At 69.6% G+C, this 16,225-nt stretch carries 16 protein-coding genes; 11 read left to right on the forward strand and 5 right to left on the reverse strand.

Features of this window, described 5'->3' with window-relative positions; genetic code table 11:
• The first annotated feature begins 164 nt into the window (after nt 1–164).
• The 3 genes from BN4251_RS17160 to BN4251_RS17170 are packed head-to-tail and all read left to right on the forward strand — an operon-like array spanning nt 165 to nt 2,790.
• Nucleotides 165–920 (forward strand): FadR/GntR family transcriptional regulator, encoded by a 756-nt coding sequence (locus BN4251_RS17160; protein ID WP_170932015.1) that lies wholly within the window; start codon nt 165–167, stop codon nt 918–920.
• Entirely contained in the window at nt 917–1,801 is an 885-nt protein-coding gene (locus BN4251_RS17165; RefSeq protein WP_087486202.1) for a transketolase, read from the forward strand. Before BN4251_RS17160 ends, BN4251_RS17165 begins: the two co-directional genes overlap by 4 nt.
• Complete coding sequence (locus BN4251_RS17170) at nt 1,798–2,790, forward strand: transketolase family protein (protein WP_087486203.1); 993 nt, start codon at nt 1,798–1,800, stop codon at nt 2,788–2,790. The genes BN4251_RS17165 and BN4251_RS17170 overlap by 4 nt, the downstream gene beginning before the upstream one ends.
• On the opposite strand, the gene BN4251_RS17175 is transcribed toward BN4251_RS17170, so the two are convergent.
• Nucleotides 2,778–3,929, reverse strand: a complete 1,152-nt coding sequence (locus BN4251_RS17175; RefSeq protein ID WP_087486204.1) for a sialidase family protein — start codon at nt 3,927–3,929, stop codon at nt 2,778–2,780. The genes BN4251_RS17170 and BN4251_RS17175 overlap by 13 nt on opposite strands.
• 16 nt (nt 3,930–3,945) lie before the next feature.
• Nucleotides 3,946–5,466: an arabinosylfuranosidase ArfA gene (arfA, locus tag BN4251_RS17180; RefSeq protein ID WP_087486205.1), complete on the reverse strand. Its 1,521-nt coding sequence runs from the start codon at nt 5,464–5,466 to the stop codon at nt 3,946–3,948.
• Between the two features lie 188 nt (nt 5,467–5,654).
• Between arfA and BN4251_RS17185 the strand changes: the two genes are divergently transcribed.
• From BN4251_RS17185 to BN4251_RS17220, 8 genes are all read left to right on the forward strand, one after another.
• Nucleotides 5,655–6,992 (forward strand): ABC transporter substrate-binding protein, encoded by a 1,338-nt coding sequence (locus BN4251_RS17185; protein WP_087486206.1) that lies wholly within the window; start codon nt 5,655–5,657, stop codon nt 6,990–6,992.
• Nucleotides 6,992–7,960: a carbohydrate ABC transporter permease gene (locus tag BN4251_RS17190; protein ID WP_087486207.1), complete on the forward strand. Its 969-nt coding sequence runs from the start codon at nt 6,992–6,994 to the stop codon at nt 7,958–7,960. Before BN4251_RS17185 ends, BN4251_RS17190 begins: the two co-directional genes overlap by 1 nt.
• Before the next feature lie 12 nt (nt 7,961–7,972).
• Nucleotides 7,973–8,902 carry a carbohydrate ABC transporter permease gene (locus BN4251_RS17195; RefSeq protein WP_087486208.1) on the forward strand — a complete coding sequence of 310 codons (930 nt, stop codon included), beginning with the start codon at nt 7,973–7,975 and terminating at the stop codon, nt 8,900–8,902.
• A 3-nt stretch (nt 8,903–8,905) separates the two neighbouring features.
• A complete protein-coding gene (locus BN4251_RS17200; protein WP_140398469.1) occupies nt 8,906–9,616 on the forward strand; it encodes a YesL family protein in 711 nt (236 codons plus the stop codon).
• A 59-nt stretch (nt 9,617–9,675) separates the two neighbouring features.
• Nucleotides 9,676–10,686, forward strand: coding sequence for a LacI family DNA-binding transcriptional regulator (locus BN4251_RS17205; protein WP_087486210.1), 1,011 nt, complete (start codon nt 9,676–9,678; stop codon nt 10,684–10,686).
• 185 nt (nt 10,687–10,871) lie between these two features.
• Nucleotides 10,872–11,891: a Gfo/Idh/MocA family protein gene (locus BN4251_RS17210; RefSeq protein WP_087486211.1), complete on the forward strand. Its 1,020-nt coding sequence runs from the start codon at nt 10,872–10,874 to the stop codon at nt 11,889–11,891.
• On the forward strand, nt 11,885–12,892 hold the full coding sequence (locus BN4251_RS17215) for a Gfo/Idh/MocA family protein (RefSeq protein WP_087486212.1): 1,008 nt from the start codon (nt 11,885–11,887) through the stop codon (nt 12,890–12,892). The genes BN4251_RS17210 and BN4251_RS17215 overlap by 7 nt, the downstream gene beginning before the upstream one ends.
• A gap of 98 nt (nt 12,893–12,990) precedes the next feature.
• On the forward strand, nt 12,991–13,665 hold the full coding sequence (locus tag BN4251_RS17220; RefSeq protein WP_087486213.1) for a GntR family transcriptional regulator: 675 nt from the start codon (nt 12,991–12,993) through the stop codon (nt 13,663–13,665).
• Between the two features lie 19 nt (nt 13,666–13,684).
• Here BN4251_RS17220 and BN4251_RS17225 read toward each other — a convergent pair whose 3' ends face one another.
• From BN4251_RS17225 to BN4251_RS17235, 3 genes are all read right to left on the reverse strand, one after another.
• A complete protein-coding gene (locus tag BN4251_RS17225) occupies nt 13,685–14,491 on the reverse strand; it encodes a hypothetical protein (RefSeq protein WP_245810405.1) in 807 nt (268 codons plus the stop codon).
• A gap of 144 nt (nt 14,492–14,635) precedes the next feature.
• Nucleotides 14,636–15,397, reverse strand: coding sequence for a triose-phosphate isomerase (locus BN4251_RS17230; RefSeq protein WP_087486214.1), 762 nt, complete (start codon nt 15,395–15,397; stop codon nt 14,636–14,638).
• Nucleotides 15,398–15,734: 337 nt separating this feature from the next.
• Nucleotides 15,735–16,205 (reverse strand): ribose-5-phosphate isomerase, encoded by a 471-nt coding sequence (locus tag BN4251_RS17235; RefSeq protein ID WP_087486215.1) that lies wholly within the window; start codon nt 16,203–16,205, stop codon nt 15,735–15,737.
• Nucleotides 16,206–16,225 lie beyond the last annotated feature (20 nt).

A 16,225-nucleotide genomic window follows, 5' to 3' on the forward strand; every position in this document is an offset into this window, starting at 1 on the left:
GCAGGGATCGGTGCCGGAGCGCGCTCGGAGAGCGCAGCGACGCCGTCGGCCCGATTGCCGGTGACGGGAGCGCGTGCTTGCATCATCCCCACATCGACGGCGGCGCTCGACGCACTGGGACGCACCGAGGCGCGCCGCCCGAAGATCCGACCGAAGGAGGTCAGGTGGACGCCGAGACGCTCGAGTTCCTCGACAGCCTCGTGCGCGAGGGCACCGAGGTGGAGGGCGGAACGCTCATCCCCACCGAGCGCCGGCTCGCCGAAGTCAGCGGCATGTCCCGGGCGAGGGTGCGCGAGCGCCTCTCGGGCCTGCAGATGCTGGGCATGCTGAAGAAGGTCCAGGGCAGTGGGAACATCCTGGTCACACCGTCCTTCGACGGAGGCAGCGGGAACGTCTTCGAGCTGATGCTGCGCGCCGGGATGGTGAGCGTCGCCCAGCTCGCCGAGGCCCGCGAGATGCTCGAGGTCGCGATCGCCCCGCGCATCGTCGACCGGGTCACCGACCAGCAGATCCACCACCTCGAGGACCTCGTCTACGCGATGGTCGATGCCTCCGCCAACCGCGACTTCGTGGGCGGCCTCCAGGCCGATCACGCCTTCCACATCGCCCTGTTCGAGATCCTCGGCAACCCGATCATGAGCTACGTCGCCGGCGGCATGAACCACGCCCTCCACGACCTTCTGCTCGAGCGCCGCAGGGTCGTGATCAGCAAGGAGATCGCCGCCAACGGCGGCGAGGTCCCCGAGATGTTCGCGAGCGACTCGGTGCACTTCGAGATCACGCGCGCCCTGCGTTCCCGGCGCCGGGACGCGATGGCCTCCGCGATGGCCGAGCACTTCGACCGCTGGCGCCGCATCTCCCGCACACCCCGGCCTGCCTCGCAGGCCGCAGCAACCACCCCGATCCAAGGAGAAGAATGACCGAGACGTCCGCACCGACCGCACTGGATCCGGAGCGGATCCAGCGCATCCGGGAAGCCGCCTATCGCATCCGCCAGTACTCCCTGATCCAGGCCGAGGTGCAGGGTCAGGGCTACATCGGCCAGGCCCTCGACATCGCCGACGTGCTGGCCGTGCTCTACGCCGACCAGCTGCACCTGGACCCGCTGGACCCCGAGAGCGAGGACCGCGACCGCTTCCAGCTCTCCATCGGCCACTACGCCCTCGCGCTCTACGCGGCGCTGACTGAGGCGAAGTTCTTCCCCGAGGAGGAGCTGCAGACCTACGCCGGCGACGACTCCCGCTTCCCGATGTCCGCGATGCGCACCTACACGCCCGGCGTCGAGATCTCCGGCGGCTCCCTCGGCCACGGCCTCGGGATCGCGAACGGCGTGGCGATGGGCCTGAAGCGCAAGGGGTCCGACCGCTTCGTCTACAACCTGCTCTCCGACGGCGAGCTCGGCGAAGGGTCGACCTGGGAGGCAGCGGCCGTCGCCGCCCACCACCAGCTCGACAACCTCATCGCGATCGTCGACTTCAACGACCAGCAGGCGGACGGGAAGTCCACCCAGATGCTGTCGATGGAGCCGGTCACCGACAAGTTCGAGGCCTTCGGCTGGATGGCCCGGCGCTGCGACGGCCACGACGTCGAGGCGCTGCTGACGAACCTCATCGAGCTGCGCGAGAGCGAGGACCCCCGGCCCCGCGTGCTCATCGTCGACACCACCCTCGGCAAGGGCGTCGACTTCCTCGAGGCCCGCGAGAAGCTCCACTTCATGAAGGTCACCGAGGAGGAGTGGGCACTGGCCCACGAGAAGCTGACGGAGAGCCACCAGGCTCTGAGCGAGGAGAGCGGACGATGAACCAGAGCACCAGCATCCAGAACCTCCGCTCGGGCGCGATGAGCGCCGACCTCGCGAAGGCCGGCCAGCGCGCCGTCTCCGCCCCCCTCGGCCACGCCCTGGTCGAGGCCGCGCAGCAGGACGAGCGGGTCGTCGGCCTCTCTGCGGACCTCGCCAAGTACACCGACCTGCACATCTTCCGCGACGCTATGCCCGAGCGGTTCTACCAGGTGGGCATGGCCGAGCAGGCGCTGCTGGGCGCGGCCACGGGCCTCGCGATGGAGGGGTACGTCCCCTTCGCCTCGACCTACTCGGTGTTCGCGACCCGCCGCGCCTACGACTTCCTGCTGCTGGACATCGCCGAGGCGAACCTCAACGTGAACCTGGTGTGCGCGCTGCCCGGCCTGACCACCGGCTACGGGCCCTCGCACGCCGCGACCGACGACGTCGCCATCCTGCGCGCCGCCCCGAACCTCACCATCGTCGACCCCGCCGATGCGATCGACATCCAGCAGGCCGTCCCGCAGCTCGCGGCGTCCGACGGACCCACCTATATGCGCCTGCTGCGCGGCAAGGTGCCCGCGGTGCTCGACGAGTACGACTACACCTTCGAGCTCGGCAAGGCGAAGCTGCTGCGCGACGGCGCCGACGTCCTGTTCATCTCCTCCGGCCTGATGACCGAGCGAGTGCTCGAGGCCGCGAAGGAGCTCGAGAAGGACGGCTTCGGCGTGGCGGTGCTGCACACCCCCACCCTCAAGCCCTTCGACGAGGAGGCTGTGCTCGCCCAGCTCGGCAAGGGCCGCCTCGTGCTCACCGCGGAGAACCACTCGATCGTGGGCGGGCTGTTCGACATCGTCTCGCGCACCGTGGCCGGCCACGGCGTGGGCGAGAGGATCACTCCGATCGGCCTGCCCGACACGTTCCTCGACGCGGGGGCGCTGCCCACGCTGAACGACCGCTACGGCGTGAGCGTCGAGGCGATCGTGGAGCGGGTGCGTCAGTCGCTGTGAGCCCGGCCGGCGTCGCTCCCGAGCGAGCCGTACCAGGGGCGGCACGCGCCCTCGTCCGTGGGTGCCGAGGTGATCTCGAGCAGGTACCCGGTGTGCGTGCGGGTGAAGGTCGGTGAGTAGTTGGGGCAGTAGTGGTCCCAGGGATCCTCGACGGGCACCGGCACGGGCTCGGTGACCCAGCGAATGTCTCCTTCCAGCGAGGAGTCGTGCGCCCTCAGCGCCACCTGACCGTTGCCGGCGGAGAGCTCCCCCTGCGCGGTGTAGTGCATCTGCGCACCGAGCAGCACCGAGCCGTCGGCATCGACCAGGAGGGTCGGCGTGTGGCGCGGCTCGGTGCCGTCGGCCGCACGGATCACCGGATCGCGGGATGTCGGCGACCCCCAGCTGCGGGGATCGTCGCTGGTGCGCATATGGATGCGGCAGAGGTCGTGCGGACCGCAGATCTCGTAGCTCATCGCCCACCGGCCGGTGGGCAGGCGTCTCACGTTCGGCATGCCGGGGCGGGCCGAGGGGTCCTCGAGCTCGATGACGGGCTCCGGGGCGGTCCAGGTGATCCCGTCCCGTGAGGTCTGCTGCACGATCTTCTGCGAGTGGCGCTCGCCGTCGGTCTCATCGCAGAACCAGAGCACCAGGGTGCCGTCATCGGTCACCGCGAACTCGGGTTCCCACAGCCCGCCCTCGTTCTCGGCGACGGCGGGGATCGAGAGCCGCTGCCAGCTGCGGCCGAGGTCCGTGCTCGCCCAGATCCTGGTGGACATGCGTCGCTGCGGTGCGTCCGCTCCGACGGAGGCGCTCCAGAGCAGGGTGCCTGCCGTCAGCTCGCCCACGTCCCGCGGCAGCTCGAAGAGGGTGGCGCAGCAGATGCCCTCGCCGCCCGCGGTCGCCTCGTCCGAGACGGTCCCCACCCGGGAGAAGGTCTCACCGCCATCGGTCGATTCCCAGATCGCTCCGAATCCCGAAGGGCCGTCGAAGGAGACCACCGAGGCCAGCAGGCGATCATCGGCCTGTCCCTGATGGGCGAGGCGGATCACGCGCGGATAGATTCCCGTGCTCTCCATCAGCAGCTGGGGAGACCGATCCTCCGCCTCGGACGGGGTCAGAGCCGTGGTGAGGGCGGTGGAGAGAGTGCGACGACGCATGATCCCTGCTCCTCCTTCAGAGGGCGGTCGCCTGCAGCCGGAGCATCGTCCAGCTGACCGGCGGCAGGGTCGCCGTGACAGAGGAGTCGTCGAGGCGTGCGTCGGGAAGCGGGCGGGGCACGACTGCGTCCGGGGCCTCGGCGGTGTTCCTGGCATGGCGATCGCTCTCGTGCAGCATCGTCCCCTCGACCAGGGTGAGATCGCCGAAGCCCTCGAGCGGGACCTCGAGGGCGAGCGGTTCCTCGAGCGAACGGTTTACGGCGAAGACGGTCAGCTCGCCCGCCTCCTCGTCCCAGGTGCAGGCGGCGTCGAGCACAGCGCTGGTCCCGAAGCGGCGGTTCTCGAAGGTGGGGGAGTCGATCTGGGGACGCAGCACGTCGCCGGAGGCGTGCTTCGAGGTCAGGGCGAAGGGGTGGAAGATCGTCTGTCTCCAGGCGCTGCCGCCGGGCTCGGTGCGGATCGGTGCGAGCACGTTCACCAGCTGGGCGAGGGACGCTGAGGCGACGCGGTCGCTGTGGCGCAGCAGCGAGATCAGCAGACTCCCCAGCACCACCGCGTCCTGCGCGGTGTAGGTCGACTCGGCGAAGCGCGGTGCGACCGGCCAGTCCTTCCCGGAGGGCTCCTCCCCGGTATCGCCCTCGGTGTTGATCACGTTCCACTCGTCGAAGCTGATCATGATGCGCTTGTCCCGCTTGAGGGAGCCGCGCACGTGGTCGCAGGTGGCGACCACGGCGTCGATGTATCCGTCCATGTCGTCGGCCACGGCGAGGTAGGAGGCGGAGTCGCCGTCCCGCTCCTGGTGGTACACGTGAGCGGAGATCATGTCGATCTCGTCGTAGCTCGCCTCGAGGACTGCCCGCTCCCAGTCGCCGAAGGTGTCCATCGCCCAGTGCGAGGAGCCGCAGCCGATCAGCTCGAGGTCCTCCTCGGCGCGCCGCATCGCGCGGGCGGTGCCGGCGGCGAGCCGCGCGTAGTCTTCCGCGGGGACGTGGCCGAGCTGCCAGGGGCCGTCCATCTCGTTGCCCAGGCACCACATGCGGATCCCGTAGGGCTCGGTGCGACCGTTGCGGACCCGCTGATCGGCCAGGGCGGTTCCGGCCTCGCCGTTGCAGTATTCGAGCAGGTCCACGGCCTCCTCGATGCCCCGGGTGCCGAGGTTGACGGCCATCATCGGCTCGACGTCGGCCCCCTCCGTCCAGGACATGAACTCATCGACCCCGAAGGTGTTGGGCTCGGTGGAGTGCCAGGCGAGATCGCGGCGTGCGGGACGCTCCTCGACGGGGCCGACGCCGTCCTCCCAGCGATAGCCGGAGACGAAGTTCCCTCCGGGGTAGCGCACCGCGCTCACGCCGAGTTCGCGGGTGAGCTCGAGGACGTCGGTGCGCAGCCCGTCGGAGTCGGCCCGGGGGTGGCCGGGCTCGAAGATCCCGGTGTACACGCAGCGGCCCATGTGCTCGACGAAGGCGCCGAAGGTGCGGGGCCTGACGGGGGCGATGCGGAAGGCGGGGTGGAGGGTGAGGCGTCCGTGCAGTGACATCGAGGGCTCCTGGGGCCGAGGGGAGGGTGAAGCGCTGCGGATGCTTGCCGACCCTAGTTCAACGATGTACCTTGTGTCACGCCTCACAAGGAATTCGAGGCTCCGGTCCCCGACGGCGGGGGCGGGACGGTGCGGAGAAGCCTCTTCGCACCGCGGCAGTTCTCGACGACGAGACAGATCGGACCACGATGAGACGACGACGATTCATCGCCGGTGCAGCGGCGGCGGCCGCCGCGACCGCCGGCGCCGCAGGATGCGGCAACATGCAGTCCGCCGACCCCAACGTCCTGACCTTCATGTTCCGCGGCTCCACCGAGGAGCGCGACGTGTTCTCACGCGCCGTGGACCTGTTCCAGGAGCGTGAGGGGATCCAGGTCAACATCATCTCCACCTCGGCCGACCAGTACGCGACCAAGCTCCAGACCGCGATCCTCGGCAATCGCGCCCCCGACGTGTTCTACTTCGATGCCGCGCGGGCCACGGCCTATATGACCAACGGCGTCCTAGCGGACATCAGCCCCTACGTCGAGTCGACCTCGCTCCCGGTCGACGACATCTGGCCGGACGGGCTCGACCTGTACCGCTTCGACGGCGACAGGCGAGGCCAGGGACCGATCTACGGGATGCCCAAGGATCTGGGACCCTTCTCCTTCGGGTACAACAAGACCCTCTTCGAGGAGATGGGGGTCGAACCTCCCGATCCCGATGTCCCCCTGGACTGGGACCAGTTCCTCGAGCGCTGCGCCCAGCTCACCGGCGACCGTGCCGGCAGCGGGCAGACGGACACCTGGGGCACCTCCGTCAACGTCGGCGCTGAGATCCACGCCTACATGTGGTCCAACGGGGCCGACTGGCTCGACGAGGAGCTGCGCACCGTCACCGTCGACACCCCCGAGTTCGCCGAGGCGCTGCAGTACATCGTCGACCTGCGCGAGGTGCACGGCGTCACGCCCAGCATCAACGACACCGAGGGGCTGGACGGCTATCAGCGCTGGCTGCGAGGGCAGATCGGATTCTTCCCGGTCGCGCCCTGGGACCTGACGCTGTATCGCACTCTCGACTTCGAGTTCGATCTGTGCCCCTATCCGGTGGGGGCGACGGGGAAGCCCGCCACCACCATCGGATCCCTCGGGATCGGGGTCTCGGCGAACAGCTCCAAGCCCGATCTCGCCGCCGAGCTGGCGATGTTCCTGGCCTGCGACCCGGAGGCGCAGGCGATCATCGTCGGCGAGGGGCAGACCATCCCCAACACCCGCAGCCACGCCGCCGAATGGGTGAAGGACACCTCGGTCGAGCCGCAGAACAAGCAGGAATACATCGACATCGTCGAGGACTACGGGCGGTTCGTGCCGGACATGCTCACGTACACCCCGGAGTGGATCCACGCCTTCCACACCAACCTCCAGCCCGTTCTCGAGGGCAGGCGCGACGTGGTGGAGTACCTCGGCGAGACGCAGCGGACGATGCAGGGATTCCTCGACGGCGGGCACGAGCAGTTCCGCATCGACCAGGAGGCGAACTCGTGATGAGCACCAGCACCATGACCGCAGAGGGTGCAGCCACCGCGACCACGGCTCCCGTCGGAGCCAAGAGGGGCGGAGCGCAGGGACGGCGAGGGAACATCCATCGGCCGGAGCGGATCTGGGGGCGGATCTTCATCACCCCGCCCGTAGTGGGCTTCGCCCTGTTCGCCCTCGCCCCGCTGCTCTTCTCCTTCTACGCCTCCTTCACCCACTGGAACGGACTGTCCGCCCCGCTCTTCTCGGGGACGGACAACTTCCGCACCATGGCGGCGGACCCTCAGTTCTGGCAGTCGCTGGGGAACACCGTGTTCCTCATGTTGGGGATCCCCATCGGTCTGGCGATCTCCCTGGCCCTTGCCCTCGCGCTGAACCGGCGCATCCCCGGGCGCGGCGCCTTCCGCGTCATCTACTACCTGCCCGGAGTCTCCTCCGTGGCCGCGATCTCGATCCTGTGGCAGTGGGCGCTCAACGGAGACTTCGGCCTGCTCAACCAGCTGCTGGGGATGGTGGGCATCGAGGGTCCGAACTGGCTCGCGGAGAAGGCGTGGGTCAAGCCCGCGCTGATCATCATGGGCGTGTGGAAGGGCATTGGGTTCTCGACCCTGCTGTACCTGGCCGCGCTGCAGTCCGTTCCGCGGAACCTGCTGGAGGCGGCGATGCTCGACGGCGCCGGCGCATGGCGCAGATTCCTCCACGTCACCGCCCCCATGCTCAGCCCCGTCACCTTCTTCCTGGTGGTCACGGGCATCATCGGCGGTGCGCAGATGTTCGCCGAGATCAACATCATGACGCCGACGGGAGGCCCCGAGTTCGGGTCCGCCACGATCGTCTGGTACATCTGGCAGCAGGGCTTCCAGAACCTGAAACTGGGGTACGCGACCGCCATGAGCCTCGTGCTGGGTCTCATGATCTTCGTGGTCACGGCCATCCAGTTCTACCTGAACTCACGCAATGTCTTCACGGTGGAATGAGGAGGCCTGACCATGGCGACCACCAGTGCTGTCCCGACCACACCTCTGCAGACCTCCGGCATCGATCCGGGCACGGTTCGACGGAGCAAGCGCAAGAAGCGCAGCGAGCGCAGATTCCAGTCCAAGGCCGACGTGGCCGTGTTCGTGGCGCTGTGCCTCGGCGCGGTGACCATGCTGCTGCCTCTGGCCTGGATGCTCTCCACCTCCCTGAAGACGCAGGAGAACGTGTTTCTCCTGCCTCCCCAGTGGATCCCGGACCCGATCGAGTGGGGCAACTACCTGCGGATCTGGGAGGCCGGCCCGATCCTGACCGGCATCATCAACTCCTCGATCGTCTCGCTCAGCGTGATCACCGTGGGCACTCTGACCTCGTGCTTCGCGGCCTACGGCTTCGCGAAGATGCGCATCCCGGGCAAGAACGCCATCTTCCTGGGCCTGCTCGCGGGGATCATGATCCCGTTCCCGGCGCTGATGATCCCGACCTTCATGCTGTTCTCCCAGATCGGGTGGGTGGACACGCTGCTCCCGCTGATCGTGCCGGGTCTGTTCGGCAACCTGATGATGGTGTTCTTCCTGCGTCAGTACCTGATGAGCATCCCGGACTCCCTGATCGAGGCGGCGGTGATCGATGGGGCGACCCATCCGCAGATCTTCGCCCGCATCGTGCTGCCGCTGATCCGTCCGGCGATCGCCGCCCAGGTGATCCTGTGGTTCATGGGCACGTGGAACGACTACCTCGGACCGATCATCTACCTCAACAGCGAGAACGTGCACACCTTGCAGCTGGTGATCGCGAACTTCAATGCGACATATGCCGTGCAGACGGACTTCCCGCTGATCATGGCCGCATCGCTGGTCTCGCTCCTGCCGGTGCTCGCGGTGTTCATGATCTTCCAGCGTCAGATCATCGAGTCCATCGCTCTGACCGGCAACAAGGGCTGAGGGATGGCACCGGCCGTGACCGCACCGGGCAGCCGCGCGGAGACGCCGGGCAGCGACACCGTCGAGCCGGGGTCAAAGCCTGCGGTGCATGGGGTCATGGCCGCTCTGGCCTGGGTCCCGCGGCTGGTCCTGCTCCACCTCGGCTGGGTCGCACTGGTGCTCGTCGGCGGCGTGCTCCCGGGGCTCGCCCCGGCGACCGCGACCATGGTGGCCCTGCTGCGCCGTGAGGGCGGATTCGGCCAGGTGGACGGTGGGTCCCGTCTGGTGCGCGCGGTGCTCGCTCGGTACTGGGCGGAGCTGGGGCCGGCCAATCGCGCTGCGGGTCCGTTCCTGCTGATTGCTCTCGCGGCGGGGATGAACGTGGTGCTCGGGATCGCCGGGGCCCTGCCCACATGGTTCTTCCCGGTGGGTTTCGTGGCCTCGATGCTCCTCGGAGTGCTGGCTCTGACCTCGAGCGCCCATGCCGTGGTGCTGCACGTGCTGCGCCCGGGATCCCGGGCCTTCACGCTGTGGGCGGGGGCGCTCGCGGGGCCCTTCCTGCTTCCCGTCGCGACCGTCTCATGGATGGTCACGCTGTGCGCGACGGCGGTCATCGGTACCATCATCCAACCCATCGGATGGTTCATGAGCGGAGGAGCGGTGATCGCGGTGACCACTGTCGTGCTGGCCCGGACCTGGCAGTCCCGCCTCGATGCCGTGCAGGGGCGTCGGTGACGGGCACGTCGGACCCGCACCCGGTCGCCCCGGGGCAGGACCGACCTCGCAATGCGACGATGCGGGACATCGCCGAGCTGCTCGGCGTGTCCATCAAGACGGTCTCCAACGTGGTCAACGACCGGCCCAACGTGGGTCCCGGGACCAGGGAGAGGGTCCAGCAGGCCATCCGCGAGCTCAACTACCGCCCGCAGGTCGGCGCCCAGCAGATGCGCACCGGGACCAGCGGCCTGATCACCCTGGCGATCCCCTCGCTGGCGGGGACGTACTTCTCCGAGCTGGCGCAGTGCTTCGCCGATGAGGCGCAGCGTCGCCGGCACAGCATCATGTTGCACAGCACGGCCGCCGGTCGCGACGAGGAGCACAGCGTGCTGTCCGGGTTCACGCGCGTGCTCGGCGACGGCGTGGTGTTCAACCCGCTCCTGATCGGTGAGAGCGTCCTGGCGGACCTGGGGCACACCATCCAGCCGACGGTGTTCATCGGTGAGCACCTCGAGGAGGGCCAGCTGCCGTCCGGAGCGGACTACGTGCGCACGGACAACGCCCGCGCCGCGTACGACGCCACCCAGCACCTCCTGGCGAAGGGGCGGCGTCGCATCGCCTACCTCGGGGCGCTCTCCTTCGCCGAGGCGAGGCAGGAGCATTCCACCAGCCGTCTGCGTGTGGGCGGTTACCGGCAGGCCCTCTCCGAGGCCGGGGCGGGCGCTCCGGTCCTCCAGGAGGTGACCAGCTGGACCCCGGAGGGCGGGCTGGACGCGGTGCGCGCGCTGCTGCGGGAGCACCCCGGCACGGACGGGATCGTGTGCGGCAACGACGACCTCGCGCGCGGTGCACTGGTCGGTCTGCAGGGCCTCGGTGTCCGCGTTCCGCAGGACGTCGCCGTCATCGGGCACGACAACATCCTCGAAGCCCCCTTCACCACTCCGCCGCTGACCACGATCGACCCGGACAAGCCGCAGCTCGCCTCGACCGTGCTGGACCTGCTGCTGGAGCGGATCGAGGGCTATCGGGGGCCGCCGCGCGTGGTCACCACGGCGCATCGACTGATCGAGCGCAAGAGCACGGGCTGAGCGGCGCGGTCCTGCCCCCTTCAGGGGAGGTCACGCCCGCCCCACGCATTCCACAAAGGGGTTACATAATCCGACGGCGCTGGTAGCGTGCCCTTGTGCACGTCACAGCGACCGCCAGGCGGTCGCCTCGTCCGGTGCCTTCGATCCCGGTGCCGGCGCCCTCACCGAGGAAGGACCGTCCGCGCATGAACCCCTCAGCGATCCCCGATGCCGACGCGCAGCAGGAGGCCCCTCGCCCCCTGCGCGTCGGCATCGTCGGCACCGGCGGGATCTCCCGCGCCCACCTGCCAGGATGGACCGAGCTCGGAGCTCAGCTGCACTGCTTCAGCCTCTCCGGGGCCGAGGAGTTCGCCGCCGAGACCGGTGCCGTCCTGCACTCCACCCTCGAGGAGCTGCTCGCGGCGGTGGACGTGGTGGACGTCTGCACGCCCACCCCGGAGCACCCCGGCGTGGTGCGCGCCGCGCTCGACGCCGGCAAGGACGTGATCTGCGAGAAGCCGCTGGCCCTGACCGGTGAGGAGGCCCGCGAGCTCGCCGAGCACGCCGAGAGGGTGGGGCGCCGGCTCTTCCCCGCCCATGTGGTGCGGTACTTCCCGCAGTACGCGGCGGCCAAGCGCGCGGTGGACACCGGCGCCGTGGGCGAGCTCGCGGTGCTGCGCTTCGAGCGCACCGGCTCGTTGCCGGACCGCTCCTGGTACGCGGACGAGGAGCTCTCCGGCGGCATCGTGATGGATCAGATGATCCATGACATCGACCAGGCGCTGTGGCTGGCCGGACCGGTCTCGAGCGTCTACGCCCAGCAGTCGGTCGCGAGCTCCGACGCCGCGGTGAGCACCGCCCACGTGGTGCTCACCCACCGTTCGGGAGCGATCAGCCACTGCCGCGGCTTCTGGGGCCCTCAGGGCACGAGGTTCCGGTACACCTTCGAGCTCGCCGGCGATGGCGGCCTGCTGCAGTACGACAGCGCGGGCGATCCCGGGATCGTCTTCGACGAGGTCGCCTCCGCCCGCCGCGGCAGCGGCGACGGCTTCCTGCCCGACGTCTCGACGCTGCGCGATCCCTACGCCGCCGAGATCGTCGAGTTCGCCGCGGCGCTGAGCACCGGCGCCCCCACCCGCGTGGACGCGGCCGACGGCGTCGCCGCGGTCGAGATCTCCCGGGCCGCCCTCGAGTCCCTGCGCACCGGACGGAGCATCGCATGCTGACCGCACGACAGATCGACCCCACCGCCCCGCTCAAGATCGCGCTGATGAGCTGCGCGCACACCCACGCCGTGGGCTATGCCGGACTGCTCGAGGCCCGCGCCGACGTGGACCTCGTGGTCGCCGATCCCGACGGCTACGGCGACGTGCGCGGCGTGCGCGTGCTCCCCTCCTATGACGCCGCCTGGGATGCCTGGCCCGAGGGGCCCGACGCCATCGTGGTCACCAGCGCCAACGCCCACCACAAGGACCTCGTGCTCGAGGCCGCGCGCCGCGGCGTGCACGTGCTGTGCGAGAAGCCGCTCGCCACCACCCTCGCCGACGCCGGGGCGATGGTCGAGGCCTGCCGCGACGCCGGCGTGGTGCTGATGACCGCGTTCCCGGTGCACTTCGCGCCCGAGGTCACGGCCCTGCGCGCCGCGATCAGCGACGGCTCGCTCGGCGAGGTGGTGGGCCTGACCGGCACCAACAACGGCAAGCTCCCCGCAGGCCGGGACTGGTTCACCGACGTCGAGCTCGCCGGCGGCGGGGCGATGGTCGACCACACCGTCCACATCGCCGAGATCCTCGACTCCGTGTTCGGCCCGCCCGCGACGGTGCACGCCGTCACCAACCGGATCCTGTACGCCGAGCGGGCGGGGGAGGGCGCCGAGACCGGCGGCCTGGTCACCCTGACCTACGACTCGGGCCTGATCGCCACGATCGACTGCTCCTGGTCCCAGCCGGCCGACGCCCCCACCTGGGGCGGCCTGCGCCTGCAGGCTCTCGGCACCGGCGGGCAGCTGCAGATCGACGCCTTCGCCCAGCACGTGGGCGGGCACGACCAGTGGCTCCCCTACGGCACGAACACCGATGCCCTGCTGCTGGACGCCTTCCTCGACGCGGTCCGCGCGGGTGAGGCCGTGGATCCCACCGGCGAGGTGGGCTTGCGCACCGTCGCCGTGGTCGCCGCCGCCCAGGAGTCCGTGCGCACAGGCCAGCCGGTGGCTGTCGCGGAGGTGTGAAGCGGTGGTGGTGGGCGACGTCCCGCACACCGACTTCCTATAGGGTGCGGGTCGGGGGATGACGGGTTGCCCCGCCGACGGCGAGAAGGAGTGCAGACATGGTCGTGAGGCGACAAGTCCTGCGCGCCGAGGTCGAGGAGCTGATCCTCCAGCGTCTGCTCGAGGCGAGCTGGGCGCCGGGCTCGCGGCTGAGTATCGACGGTCTCGCCCGTGACCTGGAGGTCTCTCCGACCCCGGTCCGTGAGGCGATGGTGTCCCTCGAGCGCTCGGGACTGGTCGAGTACGTGGCGCTGCGCGGGTATGTGGTGGCACCGCCGCTCGATGCCGAGCACATGACGGAGCTGCTCGATGCGCGCAAGGTCGTCGAGACCGCCGCGCTCGGGCGCGCCTTCCGTGATCAGGACGCCCTGCTCGAGGATCTGGATGCGGCGCACACCGCCCATGCCGAGGTGCTCGCCCGCATCGGGGAGGACGGCTCGGAGGACTACACCCTGCTCAACGAGCACTTCCGTGCGGACTGGGCCTTCCACCAGGTGTTCTTCACCCACGCCGAGAACCGGTACCTGCGCTCGATGGTGGAGAACCTCGGCACCTACACCCACCGGATGCGTCAGACCTGGTCCGGCGGGCCGCAGATGTTCGACGGCCACGTCGCCCATCAGGAGCACGGCCTGATCCTGGAGAAGGTGCGCCAGCACAATCATGACGGCGCGCTCGCAGCGCTGACCGCTCATCTCGACGGGGTGCTCTCCCGCTCGCTCGGCCCGCGCTGACCGGGCTCGGGGCCGTTGTTCAGCTGCCCGTCAGCGGGTCCCCGCGATCGTCGGCGAAGCGGTTCCGCAGGAACTCGGAGTGCACCTCGAGCGAACGCGTGACGCCGGAGACGATGTCGTTCTCGATCCGGTCGATGCCCTCGGAGAGGACGTCCAGCTGCTGGTCGATGCTTTCGAGATTCGCGATCGCCTTGTCCCGCGCGGCCTCCGGGGTGGAGGGGGAGAGGAACCCGACGGTGCTCTCGAGGGCGTCCACCAGGTCCGGGATGTAGCGATCGGCCATCCCCTCGAGCGCCATCACGTCACCATCCGAGGAGCGGCGCGACTGCAGCGAGGCCGAGCCCAGCAGCGCATCGATCCGCATCAACAGGGTCTCGGTGCGATGCAGGATCTGCTTGACGGCCGGACTGGATGTCTGCCGGCGTACCTTGTGGAGCCGGCGACGCTGCGAACGGGAGTCCTTCACGATCTTCTCGAGCGTGGCGCGGGTCGCGGCGGGGATTTCCCCGGCGGTCCGGTTAAGCCGCACGGCCTGCGGTGCACGGTTGCGCAGCAGCAGGCCCGTGCCTCCGCCGATCACGGCCGCGACGCCCACGCCGGCGGCCAGGGGGATCAGCAGGCCTCCGCCGCCGATCAGGCTGCCGATGCCGAGCACCAGGAAGCTTCCCAGGCCCAGACTGCCGCCGAGCACCGACGGCACCCCCACGGTGAGCCAGCGCCCGCGCCGGCGCGGTGCGGAGACGGCTTTCGAGTACGGCGAATGGATCTTCCCCTCGAGCGGGCCGCGGGCCGTACCCTGGGGCGCGCCGCCGGACTTCCAGGGCATACCGGAGGCGTTCCGTGAGGGCGCACTCCCTCCGCGGAACGGGAGATCTCGGGACGAGCCGCGCTGAGGATTCATGACCTCTCCAGGCTAGCCCCCGCCCCCGAGAAGGGGCTGGGGGCTAGCCCCCGAGATGTGCGGCGGCGATCACGCGGCGAGGTGAGTCTGCGCGATCCGCAGCAGCTCGAGGTAGCCCTCGAGCTGCCAGGCGGTGCGGCCCACGAACAGGCCGGTGACGTGCCCGATCCCGAGCAGGTCCGCGGCGTTGTCGAGGTTCACCGAGCCGCCGTACAGCAGCCCTGCGACCTTGCCGGTGTACTGCTCGCCGAGGGCGGCGAAGGGCTCGATCAGTTCCTCGACCGTCGCCGGGCGGCCCTGCTCGCCGATCGCCCAGATCGGCTCGTAGGCGATGACCACGCGGGAGAGCTGCTGGTCATCGAGGCCCTCGAGGGCGCCGTGCGCCTGGTCGAGGATGAACTCGCTGGTCCCGCCGGAGTCCTTGACCTCGGCGCTCTCCCCGATGCACAGCAGAGGGATGAGGCCGTGGTGCAGCGTCGCGGAGACCTTCAAGCGGGTGGTCTCGATCGTCTCCCCGAAGTGCTCGCGCCGCTCCGAGTGGCCGATCTCGACGATCTGCGCACCCGCGTCCTTGGCCTGGGGGACGGAGACCTCTCCGGTCCACGCCCCGGCGTCCTCCCAGTGCGCGTTCTGCACACCGAGCAGCACCGGGGAGTCCTCGCCGAGCACCTCACGCACCGCAGCGGTCGCGGTGAAGGAGGGGATGACGAAGGGCTGCACCCCCTCGGGCGCCGCGCCCGCCAGATGGTCACGCAGGCCGCTGGCCCATTCGCGCCCCTCGGCGAGGGTCTTGTTCATCTTCCAGCTGGTGCCCACCCACAGGGTGCTCATCGCTCTCCTCCTCCGGGGCCTCCACGGCGCCGCTCATGGTTTTCGGGGTGCATGCCCCGCGATCTGGGACGCATGCCCTGTGATCGGGTCGTGTGCCCGGCGATCGGGGGCGCGTGCTCCGTGATCGGGTCGCGTGTCCGGTGATGTGCCTCGACCGTTGCACAGTCGGCGCTCCGAGTGCTCAGAGCGCCGACTGCGCAACGCTCGACGTGATGTGCGGGGTGATGCCCCCGAGGATCGCGCCATCTGAGCCTCTCCCCCTCCGCCACGGGACGGAAAGTACCGGTCCGCTGGTACTTCCCGTCAAGTGGTGGTGGGTGAGGCGACGCGCGCGAACTCAGGCCTGCTCGAGAGACCCGTCGTAGGCGCAGATCGCGTCGACCTTCTCGGCCGAGGCGGAGGTGGGGTCGAACTCGAGGTCCAGCCACACCTTGACCAGCTCCTTCGCGGACTCGAGGCCGATCACGCGCTGACCCATGCAGAGCACCTGCGCGTTGTTCGAGAGCACCGAGCGCTGCACGGAGTAGAGGTCGTGGGCGGTCACGGCGCGCACGCCGGAGACCTTGTTCGCCGCGATCGCGACACCCAGGCCCGTGCCGCAGATCAGCAGGGCGCGATCGGCCTCGCCTGCGGCGACCTTCTCCGCCGCGGCGACGGCGATATTGGGGTAGAAGGTGCCGTCGTCGGCGCTGCCCACGCCGACGTCGAACACGGACTCCACGCGGTCATCGCCCTCGAGCAGGGCCTTGAGCGCTTCCTTGTGGCCGTAGCCGGCGTTGTCGCCGCCGACGATGATCTTCAGTGCCATGGGATTCTCCTTCGAGAGGG

The organism is Brachybacterium massiliense (genome assembly GCF_900184245.1).
Taxonomy (GTDB): domain Bacteria; phylum Actinomycetota; class Actinomycetes; order Actinomycetales; family Dermabacteraceae; genus Brachybacterium; species Brachybacterium massiliense.

Coding starts and splice junctions, on each gene's coding strand:
- BN4251_RS17165 (WP_087486202.1), top strand. CDS start 917: ATGACCGAGACGTCCGCACCGACCGCACTGGATCCGGAGCGGATCCAG.
- BN4251_RS17170 (WP_087486203.1), top strand. CDS start 1,798: ATGAACCAGAGCACCAGCATCCAGAACCTCCGCTCGGGCGCGATGAGC.
- BN4251_RS17175 (WP_087486204.1), bottom strand. CDS start 3,929: ATGCGTCGTCGCACTCTCTCCACCGCCCTCACCACGGCTCTGACCCCG.
- arfA (WP_087486205.1), bottom strand. CDS start 5,466: ATGTCACTGCACGGACGCCTCACCCTCCACCCCGCCTTCCGCATCGCC.
- BN4251_RS17185 (WP_087486206.1), top strand. CDS start 5,655: ATGAGACGACGACGATTCATCGCCGGTGCAGCGGCGGCGGCCGCCGCG.
- BN4251_RS17190 (WP_087486207.1), top strand. CDS start 6,992: ATGAGCACCAGCACCATGACCGCAGAGGGTGCAGCCACCGCGACCACG.
- BN4251_RS17195 (WP_087486208.1), top strand. CDS start 7,973: ATGGCGACCACCAGTGCTGTCCCGACCACACCTCTGCAGACCTCCGGC.
- BN4251_RS17200 (WP_140398469.1), top strand. CDS start 8,906: ATGGCACCGGCCGTGACCGCACCGGGCAGCCGCGCGGAGACGCCGGGC.
- BN4251_RS17205 (WP_087486210.1), top strand. CDS start 9,676: ATGCGGGACATCGCCGAGCTGCTCGGCGTGTCCATCAAGACGGTCTCC.
- BN4251_RS17210 (WP_087486211.1), top strand. CDS start 10,872: ATGAACCCCTCAGCGATCCCCGATGCCGACGCGCAGCAGGAGGCCCCT.
- BN4251_RS17215 (WP_087486212.1), top strand. CDS start 11,885: ATGCTGACCGCACGACAGATCGACCCCACCGCCCCGCTCAAGATCGCG.
- BN4251_RS17220 (WP_087486213.1), top strand. CDS start 12,991: ATGGTCGTGAGGCGACAAGTCCTGCGCGCCGAGGTCGAGGAGCTGATC.
- BN4251_RS17225 (WP_245810405.1), bottom strand. CDS start 14,491: ATGCCCTGGAAGTCCGGCGGCGCGCCCCAGGGTACGGCCCGCGGCCCG.
- BN4251_RS17230 (WP_087486214.1), bottom strand. CDS start 15,397: ATGAGCACCCTGTGGGTGGGCACCAGCTGGAAGATGAACAAGACCCTC.
- BN4251_RS17235 (WP_087486215.1), bottom strand. CDS start 16,205: ATGGCACTGAAGATCATCGTCGGCGGCGACAACGCCGGCTACGGCCAC.